This window comes from [Scytonema hofmanni] UTEX 2349 (assembly GCF_000582685.1).
GTDB lineage: Bacteria > Cyanobacteriota > Cyanobacteriia > Cyanobacteriales > Nostocaceae > Hassallia > Hassallia hofmanni.
Genome location: NZ_KK073768.1, coordinates 1,498,873 through 1,521,355, shown reverse-complemented (window position 1 = coordinate 1,521,355; position 22,483 = coordinate 1,498,873). Strand labels below are relative to the sequence as shown.

Below are 22,483 nucleotides of genomic sequence, written 5' to 3'. Positions count from 1 at the left end.
GTAAACGATTTTGTGGCTTAAATTAATCTAGCGATGCGATATGAGCAAACAAAAAAGCTATTTCTTCGAGATTTTAAACGCGAGGGAAGGGGTTTAACGTTGCAACGCTTTAAGCCCAAGATTTGGAAACAACTGACTCGAAACAGCAAACTGTACCCAGGCAGTTGCTAACGTCTCCAAAGTACGAGCGACTATCAGGTTGCCTGCGTCTACTGCTTGGTAGCCGCATTCCTCAATTAGACCTGCAACGATTTGTTTTGCCTCGATATCATTACCACAGTAGAACACACTAGGAAAATCAGAACCAAATTGTCTTGAGTCTGAAGCGATGATTTCGGCAAAGGTTGTATTGAATGCCTCTACAACCTTTGCATTGGGTACAAGTTGTTGAATGGTTTCAGCAACAGAAATTTTTAAGTCAGTCGTTAAGCCGACCGTCTGTCCTGTAAAGTCTGGTTTAAGTCCGCTAACACAGGTAATGATGATTTTTCCAGCTAGAGAACCAGCTGTCTGGATCACCTCTTCTAATGAAGGCAGCCAAACTGCTAACAAAACGACATCGCTCTGTGCTACCCCTGCTTGAATGCTTTCAGCTTTTGCCGTTATACCTGCTGAAGTCGCAATTTCACGCAGCTTATTTTCGTCTCGCGAGTAGGAAAAGATAACTTGATGCCCAGCTTTTGCCCAAAGTTTGCCAAGTGCCGCACCCATGTTGCCAGTACCAATAATGCCAATATTCATTTGCCCTCTCTCAAGTTACAATTTTTTTACTGAGATCATTCAGTTAACTTTGCTGGTGCGGTTAACCAATAGCCGACGATCGCGATCGCAATGGTGATCGTAGCGGCTACAACATTTGGATAAATCGAGATTCCACCTAACTCAGGTTCACGAATATTACCCAGAACCGGATCATTGAGAAAACCATAGGACGTTCCGGGCCAAAATCCGGCAGCAATCAGCCCAATCCAGAACGCAGAACCGAGAAATGCAGCCAGTCCCATTGAAAAGCGATCGCTCGTCGGACGTACCTTCAAAATTGCTAAGGCTGCACTTCCGAGTGATGCAGCCGCAAAGAATGACATGGCACAATGGAGCTTGGCATGAGGCAACCAGGCAGGGTTATTCATGTGACCGTTTGCCAATAAAACTGCATCAACTCCAATCGGAACCGTTAGGGTTGAAATCGCAGCAGCGACAAGCAGCCATTTAGCAAGTTTTTCTCGATGCATACTGATATATTTTGGTTCAATTATTAGGGTAAGGAAACTAAGTTAAGACTATCTAAAGCGTATAACTTATACCATTTCTGTATGAATATGCACTTAATTTAGCCCAGGTCGGTAAGCTCTGTTTGTATAGCCCCACCCTTGGCGGGCGTGAGTGTGAATAAAGCGCAACCTCACATAGAATTGGTATTCTCAGAAAGTTTACTTTATTTAAGGGATGGAAGATAGGCGTTTCTTGGGGAATTATGGAATGATTGAGGTTATTCTTGCTATTGTGCAATCAATAGCACCCGTTCGATTATGGCAACTTTTTACCTAGCAACAACCCTGGCGTAACTCCAAAATGCTTTTTGAATTGTTTGGCAAAGCGGCTTTGATCGTTACAGCCAACGAGGAGAGAAATTTCTGCGATCTTGTGTTTCCCTTGGTGCAATAGTTCCTTGGCTTTTTCCATTCGCTGTTGAAGCACATATTGATAAGGCGCGATACCTATCGACTGCTTAAACACTCGGCAAAAATGATACTGACTCATACCCGCAACTGCTGCCAGTTCAGCTAAATGAAGCGGTCGATCTAAATAGCTGTGGATGTAATCCAACACAGACTGGAGCCTATGTATAGGCAAACTTTCTGTAATGTCCTGAATTTTGGGTTGGAGGGTACAGTATTGTCTTAGCAGGTGAATAATCAATACTTGCATCAGCGATTCGCTGTAAAGTGATCCACCTATACCACCCGTGTCAAGCTCTGCTTGAAACAAGTGAGCGATCGCCTGAATGTGTGGATTGCGCGCACCTATCGTACTGAGCAATTCAACATGGCTTGCATCCAATCCACTCACTTCTTCTGCTGTTCGACTTAACAAGAGTGGGTCAATCACAAACATTAGTGATTCATCGGTGCTATCCCATGCCCAAAGCCCTGATATCTGAGCAGGACAAATCCAGAAATCACCTTTGATTTGAGATTTTTCAGATTCCTGTTCACCGATACGAGTCATTTTTTGTTGATTGCTATCGCTTAACAGAAGGCAAAGCAGATGATCGTTGCATCCTGGAAAGTCAAGCTCATTCGGTTCTGAGACATGGTGATCGATGGTCAATCCAGATAATTGAAGAGTGCGGCGCTTAGAAATCCATGCTTCCTTCATCTAAACCTCACATCTGTCCCACTTCTTAAGCAAGTATGCTTTGACACTCCCCGCACTAAAGTGACGGGGATTCTTAGTTCATCGACGTGCCTTAAAACTGTCTATCCTTGCGGCAATACTTAAACCTAATACCCGTTTATACAACCAAGCATCTAGTTTAATTTAGACAACCCCAGTGGGCTTCATCTCCCTAAGCGTTAGAGAATAAATTCTCTAGTTCCGGTATGCCCTACCGTACCTTAATCAATTAATAGTTTTGTTTACTGGAATTAATGCTCGTTGGCATCTTCGCTTTTTTTATTGTGGTGTTTCGCTACCCACGAGTCATTATTTTTTCCTAGCCAGTCGTTTTGGGGTTGGTTATCCATTTGTGCTAGCGGTTACTCTACCTGTGACATAATAAACTGTGCCCTCAATCGTGGCTATATGTCAAGAGAAAAAGCGCTAAAAGTGAGACTTTCTGATTTTGAATATGAGCAGTTAAAACTAGAAGCACAAAAGCAAGGAATCTCGATGTCCGATTTGCTTAGGAAACTTATATCTACTTTACCCAAACCTGAAATCTTGACGGCTGAATAAATTCAGCCATTCGCTTATATCCCCCGTCTAAAGCACAGAATACGGTACTACGTACCTGTTCTTCGGGGGCTTTACGCTTCACTATCGTAAGTTTGTAGCGTTGAAACTCAGCGCACCAGTTACCCATACTAACTAATTTACCGAACATGATATTAATCTGAATACGAAAAGTTAAAAAAACAACTTTAACCACAAAAAGCGAACTATTTTTAATTTAAAGGCTTTTAGGAGGTGTGTTTATGACTGCTAATATACCCTCGAATCCGGTTCAAGAGCCAACCGTTAACCCGGATCATGACATTTTAGACGTACAAACTACATCTTGTTGCATTGTCGGTGGTGGTCCTGCAGGTGCGGTGCTGGCTTTGTTGTTAGCGCGTCAAGGTATCCCGGTGATGCTGCTGGAAACACATAAAGATTTCGATCGCGACTTTCGGGGAGACACAATTCATCCGTCTGTGATGCAGATTATGGAGGAATTAGGTTTAAGCGATCGCTTGTTGCAATTGCCCCACGGCAAGATGCGCCAAATTATGATTCAAAACAATAATGATACCGTCACCTTGGCTGACTTTAGTCATCTCAAAACCCGCTACCCATATATTACGATGCTTCCCCAGGTTAAGTTCCTGGAGTTCATCATCACGGAAGCGCAAAAATATCCGAATTTTCACTTAGTCATGGGTGCGAATGTACAGGAATTAATTGAAGAAAATGGCGTAACTCAAGGTGTTCGTTATCGGGGACAAGGTGGCTGGCACGAAGTCCGGGCAGTACTTACAGTCGGTGCAGACGGGCGTCATTCGCGATTGCGACAACTAGGTAACTTTGAATCAATTCAAACCTCACCTCCAATGGATGTCATGTGGTTTCGTTTACCTAAAAAACTAGAAGATGCTGAAGGTGGAGTAGGGCGTATTGGTCAAGGTCATATTCTCATCATGCTTGACAGGTCTGATTCCTGGCAAGTTGGCTTCGTCATTCCCAAAGGCGGCTATCAAGAAGTACGATCTGCTGGTTTGTCAGCATTAAGAAAGTCTATCGTTGATGTCGCACCAGAGTTAAGCGATCGCATCGAAAATTTACAGGATTGGTCACAAGTGGCTTTTCTCTCTGTAGAATCCAGCCGAGTTAAGCGCTGGTATCATCCCGGACTGCTGCTTATTGGTGATGCGGCTCATATAATGTCCCCAGTTGGCGGCGTTGGTATTAATTACGCGATTCAAGATGCTGTAGTCACCGCAAATATACTGGCTAAACCATTGAAAGCTGGGCGTGTAAATGAAGGCGATTTAGCGAAAGTACAACGCAAACGCGAGTTACCTACACGCATCATTCAGACATTTCAAGCTTTAATTCAGAAACTAATTTTTACCCGTGTTCTCAACTCAGATCAAATTGTCCAGCCTCCGGGTTTCTTGCGTCTACCCATTTTACGCGACTTGCCGGCGCGGTTGATTGCTTTGGGTGTTTTTCCAGTTCATGTCCAAACTTAATACACGCATTTCACTTATAAAAAACTACCTCACCCCCATCCCCTCTCCTTAAGAAGGCTAGTAGTCCATGTCATAAGTTTTGAGGGGTTTCAACTTAGCAAAATAATTGATTTTTAAGGCTTTGGAAATTTGATTACCCATCAGAATTAATGACATAGACTACTAGTAGTCCATGTCATAAGTTTTGAGGGGTTTCAACTTAGCAAAATAATTGATTTTTAAGGCTTTGGAAATTTGATTACCCATCAGAATTAATGACATAGACTACTAGGGTGTACACACAAGTCGGAAAAACTTCATCCAGCAAAGATTTGCGGTGCGTGACGCTGGGTTGACAAAGCTAAATTGTTGTGTTTGGGAACCCATTTATCGTGTTGAGGAGGTTAAGAGGATATTATATTAAAACCGAAGAACCCCACCCCGCCAAAGCTACGCTTTTGCTCCCCTCCCCGTGAACGGGGAGGGGTTGGGGGTGGGGTGCAATAACTGCGGGAATTATAACTAATTATCCGAACTTGATTTATAATTAATCATGCGAACCTGATATTATCTAAACTGTACAAAACTTCCTCAACCGACTGATATCGCTTTTGAAAGTCAAAAGCCACCATTTGGTCTAAGATATCAGCCAATTCTTGAGAAGTCTGTTCTGCAAGATGTCTCCAAGCAAGTTCTGTTGTCGATTCTCGTTCAAGGTTTTTAGCAGGTATTCCAGTTAAAGCTTGAATAGCAATCATTCCCAGAGCATAGATATCGCTGTTTAATCTGGGATGTCCCATAAACTGCTCAGGTGGTGCATAACCCGCAGTACCCACTGCGATTGTGGGGTTTTCTACTAGCATCTGAGGCTGAATTTGTTTAACTGCACCAAAGTCAATTAAAATTATTCGTCGATCTTGTTTGCGTCTAATTAAGTTACTAGGTTTGATGTCTCGATGGATGACACCACGACTATGAACAAACTTCAGTACCCACAAAACGTCTTTAATGGAATTGACAACTTCAGCTTCTGGAATCAACTTTTGAGGAGTCCATTCTTCTTGGAGAGTTTGTCCTGGAATATACTCTTGTACTAAATAGAATTCCTGAGACTCTTCAAAATAAGCCATTAGCTGGGGAATCTGATCGTGATGACCCAAAATATCTAAAATTTCAGCTTCAGTTTTAAATAGACGTCTGGAAAGCTCTAAAAATACTTCATCGGTGCGAGCAGGTTGCAAATGCTTAACTACACACATAGGCTTGCCCGGTCGATGAGTATCTTCAGCTAAATAAGTATAACTAAATCCCCCAGAACCAAGTAACTCAGTGACTTGATAACGCTTGTTTAATAGTCTTTGTACTTGTGAGCTATCATGAAGTCCCGTCCTTATGTGCGTTCTGGAATTTCCTCCTTCCCTTAAAAGTGCTTGCAATAACGAGATGTTTTCATTTTGGTCTTTAATCTGAAGTGCTATTTTTTCTTTATCTTGCTTGTTTTGAAATGAGGTATAACCGAGAACCCCCACTGTTGCTATAATAAAGCCTAACGCTGGGGATGCTAAAGGTACCCACCCGGCATAACTAAAAATAACAAACCCGCTAAACAATAGTAGTACTAAACCACCGGCGCACAAGAGTCCTAAGCGGAGTGGATGCTGAATACGCCATCCGAGTACACCACCAGCGAAAGTCCATCCCCAGATCCAGAGAATTTCTCCCCATTGAGGTAAAAACCAAAATAGAGGTCGCACTCCTGAAGCTGCATCGAGAATCTGGCTGACCATATGTGCATGAATTGTCACTCCAGGCATTTTGCCAGAATCGTCCCGCTTGCCATTACTATAAGGTGTATTACGAATATCTTGGGAACTTGGTGCAGTGGAGCCAATTAAGATAATACGATTTCTGACCGAAGTCGGCTGGATGCGATCGCCTAGCACATCTGATATACTGACATGTTGAGCGACATTATTCTGCGATCGGTAGTTTAACAGTATTTGAAAGCCACTAGCATCAATGTCTTGATAACCACCTGAGTCAGCTTCTAAGCGCTTAAACAAAGTTTTCCCTATTTGCATTCCCCCAGAAGTGAATTTTGGTTGAATATTTAAGTACTGAAGCGCCAATTGAAACCCAAAAGAAGCTGGAGTTTTACAATTTGATTTGGCATAGGGTGTAACCACTAGTAAATTTCGCCGAATTAACGTATCTCCATCTTCCGGGATATCAGCGAATCCTGCGTTTTGGGCTTCTACACCCATCGGTGGTGCTACAGATTCAACATTATTTGCACCCACTGTACAGATAGTCACAATGCGTGAACTATTTTTTATGTGTGTTAAAAGTTTCTCATGACCAGGTTCAACTGGGCGATCGCGAAAGAAATCTAAACCGATGACTTTTGGTTGATAGCGCTCTAGTTTAGTCAATACTGTGTCTAAAGTTTCCCCAGTCAGCGATCCCTGGTTTAATTTTTTAATATCATCTGCGCTAAATTCCACAATCAACAAACGGGGGTCTGGACTTAGAGGAGCACGTCTTTGCATCATCAGGTCAAAAGCTTTCAGTTCTGCCGACTCTAATACATCCTCTAATACTTCCAGCCGTTGAGCTCCAACTAGCAATACACCTGTAATTAAGCTAATCACAACTACGGGCTGTTTCAGCACATTTTTGAAGTTGATAACCATAAGAAATTAAAAATTAAAAATATAAATTTCTGATTTGGTTCTATTTTTTAAATATAATACCTTCTGAGGAGCCTATAATCATAGCCCGCCCAATCATTAGCTTCCGTTGTATAGACCAATACCGAAGCAAGGAAGTAAACGAAACTCAAACCCAATTGAATAGCGACGAATAGGTGTTGATTAGGTTTGAGTAGATTTTATATAACGGTTGCGATATTTGTATTAATGTTAATTATCAGGACATAATATTAGACCTGTAGAGACGCGAAATTTGAGGCATCTGGCGTTGAGGTCATGAGCGCTATCTGCTCCTGCCGTCACGTCTCTACGGTCATATTTTGGGTTTAACTGAACGATATTGTTGTATAGCTGAGGTAGTCGTTACAACAAAAGTTCTCCTATTACGGTATGCTTTGTGGTTGACAACCAGATGACATACCGATAAAACTGCCAATAAAAAGCAGGATGCCAAACATCAACAATAAACCGCCACTGACCTTAATCGCAACATTTCCATCAGGTCGAATTTCTGACCGAGATTTATCGCTATTGATCACAAGAAAAATACCAGAGACAATTACGACAATTGCTCCCACCAAAAATTTATAGCAGTTCATAAATCCTTGCTTGTAAAAGAGTTTTTTCTAAGATTTGACAAATTGAATTACACCGCAGGCTTGCCGACCACCGCCGGCTTCATCTGCCGTACCCCCAGCTTTCTTTTGATCGACCAACTTATGTATAATTACCGCACTTCCATCACTATCAAATAAGCTTGTGGGACTCTCAGAGAGAGTGAAACTGTTAGAAAAAGTTTCCATTCTCCCTTTACCGACAACACTAATTTGGATATTTTGTAAATCTCCCAAATGATAAGGATGATTTTTTTCTACAGGAGTTGATGAACCGAATGGACCTGGATCAAAATGTCCGCCAGCAGAGCTAAAAGGTTTTTCTAGTTGAGCTTCACAGACACCTTTTTCGTGTATGTGAATGCCATGAAGTCCAGGGGTTATAACTTTAGGATCGCCTTGAAGTTCAACAGCAATCCAGACCAAACCATTTGCCGTCTGCATTGCTTCAAAGGTTCCTGTGATACCAGGACCAGCGATCGCAGCTTTTGCTTGTACGTTTTTACTGACATTTTCTCCAGACGAACTACAAGCTGATATTAATAGTACCAATATCAAAGCTAGGTGGTAGATGAATTTCATGGATTGTTATGAAAGGTCATTGGGCATTGGGCATTGGGCATTGGGTAATGGGAATTAAAAAAGTTCAAGAAAGCGAGTGCGTGACTAAATACGATTCTTTCCATGCCCAATTCCCATTGCCCCATGCCCAATTCAACCTAAAAATCTACGCATCAATTACAACTTTGCCAATAGGGTAAGAAATGCAAGTAAGAATGTAGCCTTCTTGAACTTCGCTTTCTTCCAAACCTTCGGGTTCACCTTCTAACCTGACTTCTCCTTCTAATTTGCGTTTCTTGCAGCTACCACAAACTCCAGCACGGCAACTACTGCGAATTTTAACTCCTGCCTGGTCAGCCAAATCCAAGATGGGTTCTTCCCCATCAGCATCGACTTCTTTGCCTGACTTAGAGAAAACGACAACAGTTTTGCTGGACGAGGTTGACTTGGGCAAGGTGGGAGTTGGTGCCGCTACTGATACGCTTACGGCAACGCGATCGCTACCATTTGATGCTGGAACAGTTTCTGTAGACAAATTCCTCATCATATCCATAAAGCCAGCAACGGGGGTGACGTTTTTAGCTGTGCTGCTAGCGACAGTTTCTGGTTTAGGCTCAACAGATTTGGTTTTTTTCTTTGGAGGTCCAAAGCTTTCTTCATAGTAGTTTTGCATGGGGAAGCTGATACTTTCGAGCATTTGTTTGGTGCCTTCCATGAAGGTATCTGGTCCACATACATAAACAGTGCGAGTTCGATAATCTGGCGCAACAACTTGCAACATAGCTGCATCAAGTCTGCCAGTTAAACTTAACCAGCTATGACCCGGTTCATTGCGAGTTGTGGAGACTGCTAAATGAAAATTTGGATACCGCCCAGACATCATCTCTAGTTCCTGCCGATAAATGATATCACGGGGGCTGCGAGCGCAGTGAAAAAAGATAATATCGCAATTAGCGCCAGTATCACATAACCACCTAGACATAGACATCATCGGTGTGATCCCGCTACCCGCAGATATTAGCAAAAGTTTTTGCGATGGATTGGCGAAGCAAGTAAACTTACCCAAAGGTCCATTTATCTTGATGATACTGCCTGGTGTAACGTTGTCGTGCAACCAGTTAGAAACTAGACCTTTTGGTGTAGTTGGTTCACTACCAGCAGGAGGTGGGACGCGTTTGACGGTGATTTCTAAGGTGTGGGGACGTGAGGGAGTTGAGGAAATGGAATAGGAACGCGATATCTCTTCACCATTGATTTCTAAATCAAGGGTGATAAACTGACCTGGTTTGTAAGTGAACAACACTGGTGGATCACACGCAAAGCGAAAGGTCTTCACATCATATGTTTCATCGATAACACTGATGCAGCGGACTGTTAAATCTCCTTTCGTCCAGCGTTGTAAGTCAGTGGGTTCTATCATCGCCACTGGCATATATTCTTGAGGAGAGACAGCAGCAGGAGCGGGTACAGGTGCTTCTACTGGTTTAGTATCAACTTTTTGCTCCGCAACAACTCGGTTAGCTATTTCTTGATTGTCTGATTGGGAGCTAGTTTTTTGTACCTGTGGTATGTCTATTATCGTGTCATCGTTGGAACTCCTTTCTACTGAACTAATTTGTACAATCATCAAGAAATATCTACCGACTTGAATTGAGTCGCCATTCTTGAGTAGATAATCATGATTGATTTGGGCGTTTTCGCCATTCAACCGCGAACCACAGCTGCTTGCAAGGTCAGCATAATAATAATTTTCATTTTTGTAGGAAATTTTTCCATGCATCCGGCTGACTTCGGTGCCGTCTAAAACTAAATCACAATTCAACAAGCGTCCAATAAAACATTCCTGATTGATTTTTGTACTTAAGTTTAAATCTACTTCTTGCAGTTGCTCTGGCTTTTTTGGATCTATTACTTTGATTTTAATCACGCCTATTTTCCTCCAAGAATGTTAGTTAAATTGTGTTATAACCCCAATCGGTAATTGATATTACAATCTCTACTAGCTTTGAAATTTATTTCCTTAAGGTTGCCAAGAAACATCTACAGTCTAACTAAAGTCAATTACGGAAAACCACTATAAATAATATCAGATTTTGTTGAGGGTTTCTCAAAAAAATTAGTTCGTAATTAATCTCATGTCGGCGCTTATTAACTCTAATAAAAACGCTGGAAGCATCGTTATAAAGAGGTTCAATCCACAACGTATCTACAATAGACGTAGCTTGATTAGACGTAGCAGTGCTACGTCATTTGATTTGTGGTTGCGTTGTTGAGCGCAACCACAAATCAAATTAAATTTGGGTAACGGTAGCTATTTGCCCTAAACTTTGCTGAAGGCGAACACTGACCATTTTTAAGACATTGGTTGTGAGTAATGGGTCTAGTGAAAGTACTGCCTCGAAATCTTTTGCTTTGATAGCTAAAGTCCGAATTTTGAGTTCACCTGCAACAACTGTTGTTGCATATTGGCTATGGGTCAACACTTCTAGTTCACCAATAGTTTGCCCAGAGGATATAGTAATACCTTTGCCTGTATTGTTGGAAAGTACTTTTGCCTCACCATCAATTAAAACTATCAGTTCAAGGGCAGGTCTTCCCTCTTTGCAGATTTCTTGTTGAGGATGATAAATGCGTAGTTCGCTATTACGTGCCAGTTCAATCAAAGCATTTGCCTTGATATTTTTGAAGAAGCTGCTGTCATAAAGCCATAACAGCTTGTCTAAAGTTCCTACAGATTCGGTGATTGTATTCTGTTGCAAAGATCGCATTTCCCACTGGACGTGGATAACTAAATCATCTCCACCGCTAAAACGAACGAAATCTCCGGATTTGAGTTGTTTTTGCTGGTCGTGAATGTTTTCTTTGCCAATACGTAGACCGTTGCTGCTTCCTAAATCTTTAACGCTGACTCCTTTTTCATCGAGATAGAATATAGCGTGCTGTCGAGAAACACGCTTATCGGCAATAACGATATCGTTCTCCTGTCCCCGTCCAACTTGAATTGTTGACTGCTGGAAAGTCTTCTTTTCTGTGCGTCCCGTTGCTCTGATTTGAGCAATTAGAGTTGGTACAGTATCAGATCCATTTGCTTGGTGAGTTTGACCGAGAATTATTTGTGCTGTTTCTTGCACGAGCCAATCATTATTTTGCTTGGCATCTAGCAATCGGCGAGCTTCCGCAAAAGCAATAGAAGGATTAGACTGATGCAAGGCATAAAGACAGGCAGCTTGTACTAAAGGATCTACGTCTTGTAAAAGTGCAAGCAAAACATCATTAATTGCCTCTGTACTATATGTGCCTTTAACACTCAAGTTAGTAGGAGCAGAGTTAAAAGAATAAGATTGTGTTTGTTGCTCAGAGTAATTGTTGGTGACACCAAGTTGTTGTGTTGATGTCGCTAGAGGCTGAGTTAGCTGATCTTGTTGTCGTAATGAAGAGATTACTCTTGGACTCAAACGGTTTTGCCATCTTGACTGCTCATCGTGGAGAATTTCCTCGGTGACATTTGCTGCCAATACACCGATTTGACGACCAATATTAAACGCTTCCGGTGAGTCTCCGAGCAATTCTAAGATCCGCAATAACTGGATGGTAATGAGTTTTTTCTTTTCTTGTACAGCTTGTCGCAGCAAGACATAAACAGGTGCGTGCGGGTTTGGCACTGAATTAGACAGTATTTGACCATGCACGGCTAAATTTTGCAGTTGAGTTAATAAAACTTCAGCTTTCTGTAGAAGTGGACCGTCTTGATTAAACATTTCTGCGAACACTTGTTCGTGTTCGTCTGTGGTAATGGCATATTCTTGTCTTAATGCCATGATTTCCTTTTGCCTGCGTGCGATCGCATCAAGTAAAGGTGTACCACTTTCCAGCAGTTGCTGAATTAGCGATTCTGATGCACGTCGATACCCTTCGATCCGCAATTGGGTTTCTCGACTGCGTTGTTTTTGCGGTTCTAGAAGGGTGTAATCTTCAACTCCCAGTTCTGCTAAGACGGCATAATGTTCTTCATCTGTGACGTTCAGTTCTTTCCGCATATCTTTGAGAACTTCCAAACTCTCTGCGGAATTTACTTTTCCTTCTTCTAAGGCTTCGCGCAAAACTCCTTTATAAACTTGTACTCGATCTGCACGCTTAAAATCAGGTAGTACTTTGGCAAGAACGTACACTTCATCGGGAACTAAATCTTGCAGCGAACGTCCTTCAAGTAGCTTTGACCAATCTACCGCTAGTTTGTTCAGTTGGCGTCGTAAATTACTTGCCAGACTTTCGCGAGAATAACGCTCTCGGGTGCGAGTTAAGCTGCGATACAGCCACAAGCTGCTGAGGATGACGATAATACCGTTCAATGCCAGGATACCCCAACCGGGCAGTAAGCTGATATTCGGGCGTCCGCCAAACATGAAGAAGACGTTGAAGGAGACAAATACAGACAAGACAAACATGACATGTAGTATTTGTTCTTCATTTAGGTGTTTATTTTTAGAATGCAGGTAAGCTCTATAGGCTTTTTCTAAACCTAAACTGATGAAATAGCTGCCGATCGCAAAAACTGCCAATGTCAAAGGTGCTGTAATTACCTTGGGAATGGGAATTGCTTGATTAAAGAAGTAAAATCCTGGATTGAAGAGTGTGCGTAATTGCGTTTCTTCATGAGTCCATGCTCCAGAGTAATAGTAGTCCCAGTTGCCAGCATACAGAAAGTAGAACCAATAAAATCCGAACATCAGACCAAAGTAACTGTAGAAAAGTATCTTTTGGTCTGGTTTGGTGATTCCCTCCCAGTAGGAACGCTCGGCGTCAATGTCCATACAAGGAGATTGACAACTTACACAAGCACTTTTTTCTTGACCAGAACTATCGACAGTCCGACAAGTTGACTGGGTGATGCTTTGGGGTGGTTTGTCGTGAGCATCAGTTCCTAATAAGCCCCGTGGACCTGTGTAAAACATTTGTACAGGCGCCATTGGGCAAAAATACTGACACCAGCTTCTTCCTTTGTAGAGAAAGCCTATACCAATGGCTGATGTGATGGTAAATAGCAGAAAAATTGCCATTGCGGTGCGATCGCCATTCACAAACAGAATGCGAATGTTCAAACCCAAGTAAAATAAACCTAATTGCAGATATAGATAATTGCGTCCCAGCCAAGACTCTTTCTCTATACCTGCCAGTTCATAGCGAACGTTACCTGTGTCTGGGTTAACGACTTTCCGCTTGCGTTGAATTCCTAAGGCGCGAGGAATTTGTGAGAAGAAATATAATGGACAAATCCGTCGCCAAAATTCATGACCGAACACTAGTAAGACCAGGATTCCTATCGGCAGAACCATTGCCCAAAATATGCGTCCCCCCATACCATATGGCTGCTCGGGTAGACACACCCCCTGAACTTTGACGCAGCTTGAGGGATCGAGGTATTTCTCTGGATGGAGATGAAAAGGACTAATGGTATTACTTGGATCTGTGAACGAGAACGAAATTGGATCGTACAATAAAGAGAATATTAACGTCAGCCAGCCTATCGCTAGTAACCACCTGACGAGATGCATTTTTTTTTCTTCAACTTGACTAATCATCTGTTTTAGCTTCTATATAGCAAGACATGAAAAACAGTCATGATATTGTACAAAAGATGAGCGTTTTTTCCTGATCTTATGCACACTAGGTAGAATAATCCACTATTCAGGTGCTTTCAAAAAATGAAAGCAAGAGTTGAGATAATAGTACAACTTTTCTCAAACAATTTCGTAAATTACTGACTTTTGCAAAATTTCTATTAATGCTGCATCACTAATCGCCCCCAAATTCAGTGATAGCCCTCTCTAATAATTTCAGAAATTACTGACTTTTGCAACATTCTATTAATGGTGCATCGGTAATTTTCTCCAAATTGACTCATCGCATTCTTTAAAAGAAAATAATTTCGGAAATTATTGACTTTTGCAACATTCTATTAATGGTGCATCGGTAATTGCCCCCAAATTCACTGATCGGAGCAAATCTTGCCAATCAGTTTTTAATTCCGTATCATTAGGACGTTGACGCCTTAACTGCGCCAGATTTGTCAAGGCATCGGTGAAAGAGCCAGACAATGCATAGATATTAGCACGTTCCCGGATATCTGAAGACGCTAAATTTTTTTGCAATTTTTCATCAGGTGCCAATCTCACAATTGAGCCTTGTACAACTAAGTCTCGACTGCGTTCTTTTTGATCGCATACCGCTGATAAAAACCAACGGTAAGTTTTGCCTACTTTAAGTTCTGGACTTGAATTAGCAGGTATTACACTAACAATTCCTGATTTCGCTGGAGTTTTAAAAGTTGATTTACTAATTACCTCCTGGTTTTCATCTTGTATAACTAGTTCTAATGCTTGAGCATTAGTTTGAGGAACATGGAAAAATAATGTCGGATAAGAGGAAGTTGTTATTTGAGGATCTTCTAAGGGTGCCAGAGTAATAATTGGTTGATTGTCGGATGTGCAGGAATTTCCTCCCCTAGATCCTGCTGATATCCGTCTACGCGGTATACCACCTAACGATGCTGGAGGATTAAATTTTCTAGTTCTATTACCTGCATTCACACTAGCAGGAGCGGACTGCTCAACAGACTGTCGATTATTATTACCTAAACTTATTACTGTTTCGTTATCTGGTAGCTTTTGTGTCCGCGTTCCTGCGGGGATCAATCGTCCGGGTTGCCCGAAGTCGAAGTTAGCAGGTATGTATAAAATATTGCGTCTTGATTTGCTACCGAGGAGGCGATCGCGTTCGATATAACTTTGGATATTGCTAATAGCGATCGTCGCATATGTATCGCCCGGTTTTGCCTGTAATGCCTGTTGGAAGTATTTTAAAGCAGCAAGGTAATTCCTCTGCTTTGTAGCATCATAGCCTTGTATCATATACTTGCTATAATTGCTTTGGCTAGATTTCGCTTCCATCAGCATCATTGTGGGAAAATTTGCTGGTATCTTCATGGAGCAGCCACCAGGTAATACCAAGGCAATAATTGCGACAACGCTGATATATTTTGTCCAGATTTGGTATTTCACGACTGATGCGCTATTGGTAGCGCTACTGATAGTATCTATATTACTACAAAATTGGTTTTTATTATTCCGCAATTACAAAGGTAGAAATATCAAGCTGTAATTCCCCCACCCTATTTATTTTCCGGCATAAGTGTCAATAAGTTAAAGTATTAGTAATAATTAAATCTTGTTCGTAGTGAGCGATTTATCGCTCAACATCAACGTTTAGTTGCATGGCAGGGAACATAAGTAGACTCCAACCCGTTACGAGTTACATTGGCTACATCGGCAGTCAGCGTCACCTCTCCCTATTAAATATCCAGCCAGTTGCGGGGATAATCTCCACGATATCAGGGCGACAGGCATAAATCCGGGCGTATAGACTATAATTTTGAAAGATAAAAAACCGGATTTCTAGAGATTAAATATTTGAGAGATTGCTTTCAAAACTTGTAGTAGTTCAATTGAAGATTCAACACGAGTAATGTCTAGTTTTGGCAGTAATTGATAAATGGGTGGATTTCCTTGCTGGATGTAGACAAACTGATAATCCATACCGTTAGTAGTCAGTCCCCAAACTGATGATTGTTGTTCAATGCCTTTATAAGCATAAGTGAGCAATTGGGGTAAACCATCAAAGGCATTAAGACTACTATTTTTAGCTTCAATTACCAGTATCCAAAATGGTGTAGTCGTCGTTCTAGCTTCAGTTTGATTAACTGCTAAAATATCCATCCTTCCTTTGATGATTGTATCTTCATCTTCAACTGATATATCAGCAATATTTTCTTCTAAAGTTATTTTAATACTAGTCCTATAAAAGCCCGCTAACTTCATTAATGGAGCCAGAAAAAGAAACTTTATTTGCCCTTCGGAAATTTTACCTTCTGAGTAGTAGCTACGAAAGATATTTTGGATTTGCAACAGTTCTTGTTGTTCAAACTCTGTTAGAGATTCCAGAGATAGTAATGATGTAAATGAGTTATTGAGTTGCTCTTCAAATTTGAAAAGCTGCCGGACATTTTTTAGGCTGAGGTTTCTTGTGTCTAAAGTTGTAGTCATTGTTTAATTTTTCAGGTCAAGAGTCAAGAGTCAATGGTCAATGGTGAAAAAGATTAGAAGTTAAGCTTTACTACTTTGACAAAAGTTGCTGAAATTTCTCAATTGTTAATCCAGCATCTTTGACAATTCCAGCGATCGCATAAGCATTGACAGGATTTGCTCTCTTAAGGACAATAATCCTTTCTCCATTGGTCATGACAACATGTTTACCCTGCCCTACAATAATAAAACCAGCTTTCTCAAACGCGGCGATCGCTTGTAGATGATTTACTCTTAGCAACCTGGGCATATTTATTCTACTTCTACATAACGAGCTTCAGTACCCGGAATCATCTCTTCCACTGCATCGAGATACGCTTGGATAGCATCTTTGACATTTTCTAAGGCTTTTTCTTCGGTTTCTCCCTCTGACCAACAACCTGGTAAGCTTGGACACCAGACAGCATAACCTTCTTCAGTCTTTTTTAACTTGACTTTGTATCGCATATTATTATCTCGTAACTTTCTTCTTTTGTAATTATATGAACAGAGAAAAGCCGTCACGATGTAATAATTCTTAATTTATCCTGCCAAAATGTTGCAAATCTTGATTTAATTGATAGACTTGTACCTTATTAGCACTTCTACAGATAGCGCCTTATGGTGCATATCAAGCGCGTTGAACTTACTAATTTTAAATCCTTCGGCGGTACTACTTCTGTCCCTTTACTGTCGGAGTTTACTGTCATTTCGGGTCCTAATGGTTCCGGAAAGTCTAATATCTTAGATGCGCTGCTGTTTTGCCTCGGACTTTCTAGTTCTAAGGGAATGCGAGCCGATCGCCTTCCGGATTTGGTAAATAATACTCAAACGGGTAAAGGACGTTCTACTGTCGAAGCTAGTGTGACGGTAACGTTTGATTTGGGGGATGAGGATTTCTCACGCAAAGTCCCAGAGACGCAAAGTGAGGAAGTGGAAGAAGAAAATCCTAAATCCCAGGATTGGAGTGTGACTCGCAGGTTGCGGGTTACTCACCAAGGTACTTATACATCGAATTATTATATTAATGGTGAAGCTTCTACGCTGACGGATTTACATGAGCAATTAAGTGAATTGCGGATTTATCCTGATGGTTATAATGTGGTGTTGCAAGGCGATGTTACCAGCATTATCTCAATGAATGCGCGAGAGCGACGAGAAATTATTGATGAATTGGCTGGGGTAGCGTCGTTCGATCGCAAGATTAATCAAGCTAAAAGTACTTTAGACGAAGTTAAGGATAAAGAAGATAGTTGTCGAATTGTTGAGACGGAGTTAACTTCACAACGCGATCGCCTTTCTCAAGATCGTGCTAAAGCTGAAAAATATCAAAAGCTTCGCACGGAATTTATCGAAAAGCAATCTTGGGAAGCTGTGTTGTCATGGCGTAGTTTACAATTATCACAGGAAAGGTTAGCGAATCAAATTCAATCAGGCGATCGCACTTCTTCGGATATTTCAACTCAATTAACAACGCTTGCTTCTGAAATCGCTCAAAAAACTGTTGAGTTAGATGAACTTAATCGACTTGTCAAGGCGTTGGGAGAAGAGGAAGTTTTAGCGGTACAATCTAATCTGGCGACTCAAGAAGCGGAAAGGAAGCAACTTCAACGTCAACAAAGTGAGTTAGAAGCTGCTTTTGAAGAAACGGCAAAGCGTTTGGAACAACAAACCCAAGAAATTCAACAATATCGAGTTTCTTTGGAACAACAATCTCAACAACAAATTGTAGAGACGCAATTAATTGCGTCTTTATGGGAAGAAAGAGATGAAGCGCGACAATGTTTAGAAGGTTCTCGCGAAGCTGCTGCGGAAATTGCCTCTGCGAGTGAAGCTTGGGTACAGCAACAAACTGCGTTAAATCGTCAAATTGATACTTTGTTGCAATCTTTGGAACCGCAACGCACTGAACAAGCGCAACTTAGAGAACGCAATAATCAATTACAAGAGTTGATTCAAGAACAAAGTCTGTTAGTTGAACGTGATGAACCTTTGTTAGGAGAAAAGCAAGTTGAATGTACGCAATTGGAAGCAGAATTTAATGCTTCTAGCGAACCGATTCAAATTTTAGCGCAAACTTTAACTGCTACAGATCAAGAATTAGTAATTCAACAAGAAACGCAAAAGCGGTTACTTTCTGAACAACGAGAAAAACAACGTTCTTTAGATAAGTTAGAAGCGCAAGTTGCGGCACAGCAAGAAGTTCAAGGAACTCAAGCTAGTAAAGTTATTTTACAATCGGGAATGCCGGGATTGTGCGGGTTAGTTGTACAGTTAGGAAGAGTAGAACCGCGCTATCAACTCGCTTTAGAAATTTGTGGCGGTGGACGTTTGGGACATATTGTGGTAGAAGATGATAGCATCGCCGCTGCGGGAATTGAACTGCTGAAACAAAAGCGTGCGGGGAGAGCAACTTTTTTACCGTTAAATAAAATTCACGCATCTAAATATATTCAAGATGCAACCCTGCGTTATGCGAACGGCTTTGTCGATTATGCGGTGAATTTGGTGGAGTGCGATCGCCGTTATCGAGATATATTCAACTACGTTTTCGGTAACACGGTGGTGTTTGACTCGATTGAGCAAGCACGCAAGCAGTTAGGATTATACCGCATTGTTACCTTACAAGGCGAATTGTTGGAAACCAGCGGTGCAATGACTGGGGGAAGTAACACCCAGCGATCGGCGTTGCGGTTTGGTACGGTGGAAGCAGCAGAATCTGATGAAGTTATTGGTTTGAAAAGTCGCTTAAATGAAATTGAGCGGGTTTTAGAACGTTGTGGTGAAGCAATAAATACTCTCTCAGCTAGGAGTAAAAGCCTTTCAATAGAGGTAACAGAAGCACGTCAAGCGAAAAGAGAACAACAACTGCAATTAGAGCAGTTACAAAAAGAAATCAAAACTTTGACAATACAGTTAGAAGGAACGCGATCGCAGCTTTCCCAAAACAGCGAAAAGTTAATTACTGCTCAAACCCGTTTGGAAGTTTTAGATCGGGAATTACCAGGGCAAGAAAATCAACTGCAACAATTACGACATGCTTTAAATGAGTTGGAAGCGTCGCAAACTCCCAGCGAATGGCAAGAAATTCAAGCAAGAATTAAACTTCAAGAGCAAGAATTGCAACAACGCGAAACAGCGTTAAGAGAAGCAGAACAAAGATTAAAAAATCTCGAAAATCAGCAGCAACGTTTGCATGAGAAAATTCAAGAAGGGGAACAGCGAATAAGCGAGTATCACACGCAACAGATATCATGTAGAGACGCGATATATCGCGTCTCTACACAAATGACAGCGATTAGCACGCAAATAGCCGAGACTCGTGTCAAATTGAGCGAACTGGAAGGGAATTTAGGAGAAGAGAAACAAAAACGCGATCGCGCAGAACAAGAATTGCGATCTGCCTTACTGCGTCAGCAACAATTACAATGGGAACTGGAAAAACTTCAAGAAACTCAACAAACAAGGGCGGAAGAATTAGCCGCAGTTAGGGAGCAATTGCAAATTCTAGCCCCAGAATTGCCCAGCCCTTTACCAGAAGTACCCAATAAAGTAGACTTAGAAGAATTGCAGAAAGAATTGCGATCGCTTGCCAAACGCTTGCAAGCAATGGAACCAGTCAACATGCTTGCGCTGGAAGAATACGAACGCACTTCAAACCGCTTGAATGAACTTACAGAAAAGTTACAGAGATTAGAAGGCGAACGCACCGAATTACTTTTCCGGATAGAAAATTTTACCACATTGCGGCAACGCGCTTTTAAAGAAGCCTTTGACGCGGTGAATGAAAACTTTCAATCAATATTTGCTACGCTTTCTGAAGGTGACGGCTATTTGCAACTTGAAAATCCCGAAGATCCGTTTAGCAGCGGATTAAATTTAGTTGCACATCCTAAAGGTAAACCCGTACAGCGACTAGCTTCCATGTCTGGGGGAGAAAAATCGATGACAGCACTGAGTTTTATTTTTGCTCTACAACGCTACCGCCCATCGCCATTTTACGCCTTTGACGAAGTAGATATGTTTCTAGACGGAGCAAACGTAGAAAGATTAGCTAAAATGATTAAGCAACAGGCGCAACAAGCACAATTTATAGTTGTTAGTTTGCGCCGTCCGATGATAGAATCAGCCGAACGCACAATTGGCGTTACTCAAGCACGAGGAGCTTACACCCAAGTTTTGGGGATTAAGTTGCCATCTGACCATACATCGGCTTGAATAGAGACGCGATTAATCGCGTCTGTACAATTAGACGCGATTAATCGCGTCTGTACAATAGTATATATATTAACCGGATTCGAGATCAGGACTCGGCAAGCGAATGACCTCTGAACAAATAATTAGACGCTCTGATATTTTAAACACCCAGGTAATTACCCGCGACAACGCCAAACGGCTAGGAATCGTCAGTCAAGTTTGGGTAGATATTGACCAAAGAGAGGTTGTGGCTCTTAGTTTGCGAGATAGCCTGATCTCTGTTTCGGGTATTCCGCGCTACATGTACCTCAACAGCATCAGCCAGTTTGGTGATGCCATCCTAGTCGATAACGAGGATGCGATCGAAGATGTAGAGGTTGATACTTACAGCAACCTGGTTAACTGGGAAGTAATTACAGAAACCGGCGAAGTATTAGGTAGAGTGCGGGGCTTCAAATTCAACGGCGAAACAGGTAAAATTTACTCAATCGTCATCGCCTCTTTGGGATTACCACAAATTCCCGATCAATTCCTCAGCACCTACGAATTTCCAGTTGAAGAAATCGTCAGCACCGGTCCTAACAGATTGATTGTCTTTGAAGGCGCCGAAGAAAGAATAAATCAGTTATCAGTTGGTTTGCTGGAACGTCTCGGTATCGGTAAAGCACCTTGGGAACGCGATGCAGACGAGGCTTATGATTATACTCCTCGCGCAGTCACACCAGATAAACAACTACCAAGTGGAGTACCTTTACAGCCACCTAAGACAAAAATTCGCGCTCCCGAACCGGTAGCGCAAGAATGGGACGAAGACTATATCGAAGAAGAAGTCCCCCTGCGTCGTGCTGTGGAAGCGCGGCAATATGAGTCAATTCAGTACGAAGAAGACGACGAAGAAGACAACTGGAGTGAAGCAACGGGTAAAGATAAATATCAAAAACCCATTAGTTACGAAGCCAAACCCGTCAACAACAAGCCATACAACGACGACTACGACGATTACGACGACGATTTAGACACCGACGCTTGGGATGATGCACCAAAGCCAATAAACATTCCCAAGAAAGTTAAAGAAAGACAGCCTGAATACGAAGAAGAAGGCGGATATTAAGTTTATTAACTAACTATAATCCTCTCCTCGCTTGCGGGGAGGGGTTTTTACTGAAATTTTCTTTTTGCTTCTTGAGTTAACTTTTCACTAAAAGAAAGATGGATGAAGAACTATTACCAGAAATAATTGAAAAGCGTGAGCTAAACTTTAGCTATAAAGAAAAGCAGCGGAAACGCATCGAAGAGTTGCTTGGACACGATAATACATTACTTCGCATCTATTACTCTACAACCTTGGCAAATCAGTCACAAAACGAGCTTTACTATCGGCTGGCTAAGTTAACTGATAGCTTATTTTATCCATTAAAAGGTCAAGAATTAGTTGACGAAGCATATTGTAAGGTGTGGTTTTCCAAAAATGAAGAACCAGTACAAGCAAGCTTTGATACAGCGAAGGAATATGCTATCGAAATAGCGAACTATCTTGAAGTATTCGCAAAAGCTTTAGCAAACCAAGCCAAAGAGATTCGCCAAAAAGTCTCTGAGATACCTCAAATCAGTTGTAACCTAGAAGAAATGGATAAGATTAAGCGTGCTATCGAGCAAGCTGATGATGAGTTATTCATTCCTTACGTAAAAAAACTCGAAGAAATTCACAAACGACTTCTTGAGAAACAGCAAAAATTATCCTAGAAAAACGCGCCTGCTTTAATCCCACACTATGACAATTTGAATATGTTGGTAATATAGCAATCCTAAATCATTCATTAAACTCTCTCTTTTTCCTTCCTCTGTGTTCT

Annotated in this window: 17 protein-coding genes; 5 read left to right on the top strand and 12 right to left on the bottom strand. The window is 41.5% G+C overall.

The annotated features are described in order from the left end of the window. Nucleotides 1–93: 93 nt before the first annotated feature. The 3 genes from TOL9009_RS38925 to TOL9009_RS42135 all read right to left on the bottom strand — a co-directional run bounded on the left by TOL9009_RS38925 (nt 94) and on the right by TOL9009_RS42135 (nt 2,379). Nucleotides 94–741 (bottom strand): NADPH-dependent F420 reductase, encoded by a 648-nt coding sequence (locus TOL9009_RS38925; protein WP_051502873.1) that lies wholly within the window; start codon nt 739–741, stop codon nt 94–96. A 35-nt stretch (nt 742–776) separates the two neighbouring features. After that, the gene (locus TOL9009_RS0111960; RefSeq protein WP_029633016.1) at nt 777–1,232 is read right to left on the bottom strand and encodes a hypothetical protein; all 456 of its coding nucleotides are present in this window, start codon (nt 1,230–1,232) and stop codon (nt 777–779) included. A 295-nt stretch (nt 1,233–1,527) separates the two neighbouring features. Further along, the gene (locus TOL9009_RS42135; protein ID WP_051502872.1) at nt 1,528–2,379 is read right to left on the bottom strand and encodes a helix-turn-helix transcriptional regulator; all 852 of its coding nucleotides are present in this window, start codon (nt 2,377–2,379) and stop codon (nt 1,528–1,530) included. Nucleotides 2,380–2,805: 426 nt separating this feature from the next. Between TOL9009_RS42135 and TOL9009_RS47195 the strand changes: the two genes are divergently transcribed. Then, nucleotides 2,806–2,958: a plasmid mobilization protein gene (locus tag TOL9009_RS47195; RefSeq protein ID WP_186227538.1), complete on the top strand. Its 153-nt coding sequence runs from the start codon at nt 2,806–2,808 to the stop codon at nt 2,956–2,958. Between the two features lie 239 nt (nt 2,959–3,197). Continuing rightward, nucleotides 3,198–4,454 carry an FAD-dependent oxidoreductase gene (locus TOL9009_RS0111945; RefSeq protein WP_029633014.1) on the top strand — a complete coding sequence of 419 codons (1,257 nt, stop codon included), beginning with the start codon at nt 3,198–3,200 and terminating at the stop codon, nt 4,452–4,454. Between the two features lie 530 nt (nt 4,455–4,984). On the opposite strand, the gene TOL9009_RS0111940 is transcribed toward TOL9009_RS0111945, so the two are convergent. From TOL9009_RS0111940 to TOL9009_RS0111895, 9 genes are all read right to left on the bottom strand, one after another. Further along, complete coding sequence (locus TOL9009_RS0111940; RefSeq protein ID WP_029633013.1) at nt 4,985–7,126, bottom strand: CHASE2 domain-containing serine/threonine-protein kinase; 2,142 nt, start codon at nt 7,124–7,126, stop codon at nt 4,985–4,987. Nucleotides 7,127–7,527: 401 nt separating this feature from the next. Continuing rightward, a complete protein-coding gene (locus tag TOL9009_RS0111935) occupies nt 7,528–7,743 on the bottom strand; it encodes a hypothetical protein (protein ID WP_029633012.1) in 216 nt (71 codons plus the stop codon). 27 nt (nt 7,744–7,770) lie between these two features. Next, entirely contained in the window at nt 7,771–8,340 is a 570-nt protein-coding gene (locus TOL9009_RS0111930; RefSeq protein WP_029633011.1) for a superoxide dismutase family protein, read from the bottom strand. A 145-nt stretch (nt 8,341–8,485) separates the two neighbouring features. Then, on the bottom strand, nt 8,486–10,246 hold the full coding sequence (locus tag TOL9009_RS0111925; protein WP_029633010.1) for an FAD-binding oxidoreductase: 1,761 nt from the start codon (nt 10,244–10,246) through the stop codon (nt 8,486–8,488). Nucleotides 10,247–10,610: 364 nt separating this feature from the next. Continuing rightward, nucleotides 10,611–13,898 carry an FHA domain-containing protein gene (locus TOL9009_RS38915; RefSeq protein WP_084763189.1) on the bottom strand — a complete coding sequence of 1,096 codons (3,288 nt, stop codon included), beginning with the start codon at nt 13,896–13,898 and terminating at the stop codon, nt 10,611–10,613. Nucleotides 13,899–14,252: 354 nt separating this feature from the next. Continuing rightward, the gene (locus TOL9009_RS42130; protein ID WP_144238212.1) at nt 14,253–15,377 is read right to left on the bottom strand and encodes a DUF928 domain-containing protein; all 1,125 of its coding nucleotides are present in this window, start codon (nt 15,375–15,377) and stop codon (nt 14,253–14,255) included. Between the two features lie 393 nt (nt 15,378–15,770). After that, nucleotides 15,771–16,418 (bottom strand): hypothetical protein, encoded by a 648-nt coding sequence (locus TOL9009_RS0111905; protein WP_029633009.1) that lies wholly within the window; start codon nt 16,416–16,418, stop codon nt 15,771–15,773. Nucleotides 16,419–16,488: 70 nt separating this feature from the next. Then, a complete protein-coding gene (locus tag TOL9009_RS0111900) occupies nt 16,489–16,707 on the bottom strand; it encodes a type II toxin-antitoxin system HicA family toxin (protein ID WP_029633008.1) in 219 nt (72 codons plus the stop codon). Nucleotides 16,708–16,709: 2 nt separating this feature from the next. Then, on the bottom strand, nt 16,710–16,904 hold the full coding sequence (locus TOL9009_RS0111895; protein ID WP_029633007.1) for a type II toxin-antitoxin system HicB family antitoxin: 195 nt from the start codon (nt 16,902–16,904) through the stop codon (nt 16,710–16,712). Nucleotides 16,905–17,057: 153 nt separating this feature from the next. Here TOL9009_RS0111895 and smc point away from each other — a divergent pair, with 153 nt between their 5' ends. The 3 genes from smc (at nt 17,058) to TOL9009_RS0111880 (ending at nt 22,376) form a co-directional block, all read left to right on the top strand. Continuing rightward, nucleotides 17,058–20,654 carry a chromosome segregation protein SMC gene (smc, locus tag TOL9009_RS0111890; RefSeq protein WP_029633006.1) on the top strand — a complete coding sequence of 1,199 codons (3,597 nt, stop codon included), beginning with the start codon at nt 17,058–17,060 and terminating at the stop codon, nt 20,652–20,654. 103 nt (nt 20,655–20,757) lie between these two features. Beyond that, nucleotides 20,758–21,744, top strand: a complete 987-nt coding sequence (locus TOL9009_RS0111885; protein WP_029633005.1) for a PRC-barrel domain-containing protein — start codon at nt 20,758–20,760, stop codon at nt 21,742–21,744. A gap of 98 nt (nt 21,745–21,842) precedes the next feature. After that, nucleotides 21,843–22,376, top strand: coding sequence for a hypothetical protein (locus TOL9009_RS0111880; RefSeq protein ID WP_029633004.1), 534 nt, complete (start codon nt 21,843–21,845; stop codon nt 22,374–22,376). The last annotated feature ends 107 nt before the right edge of the window (nt 22,377–22,483 follow it).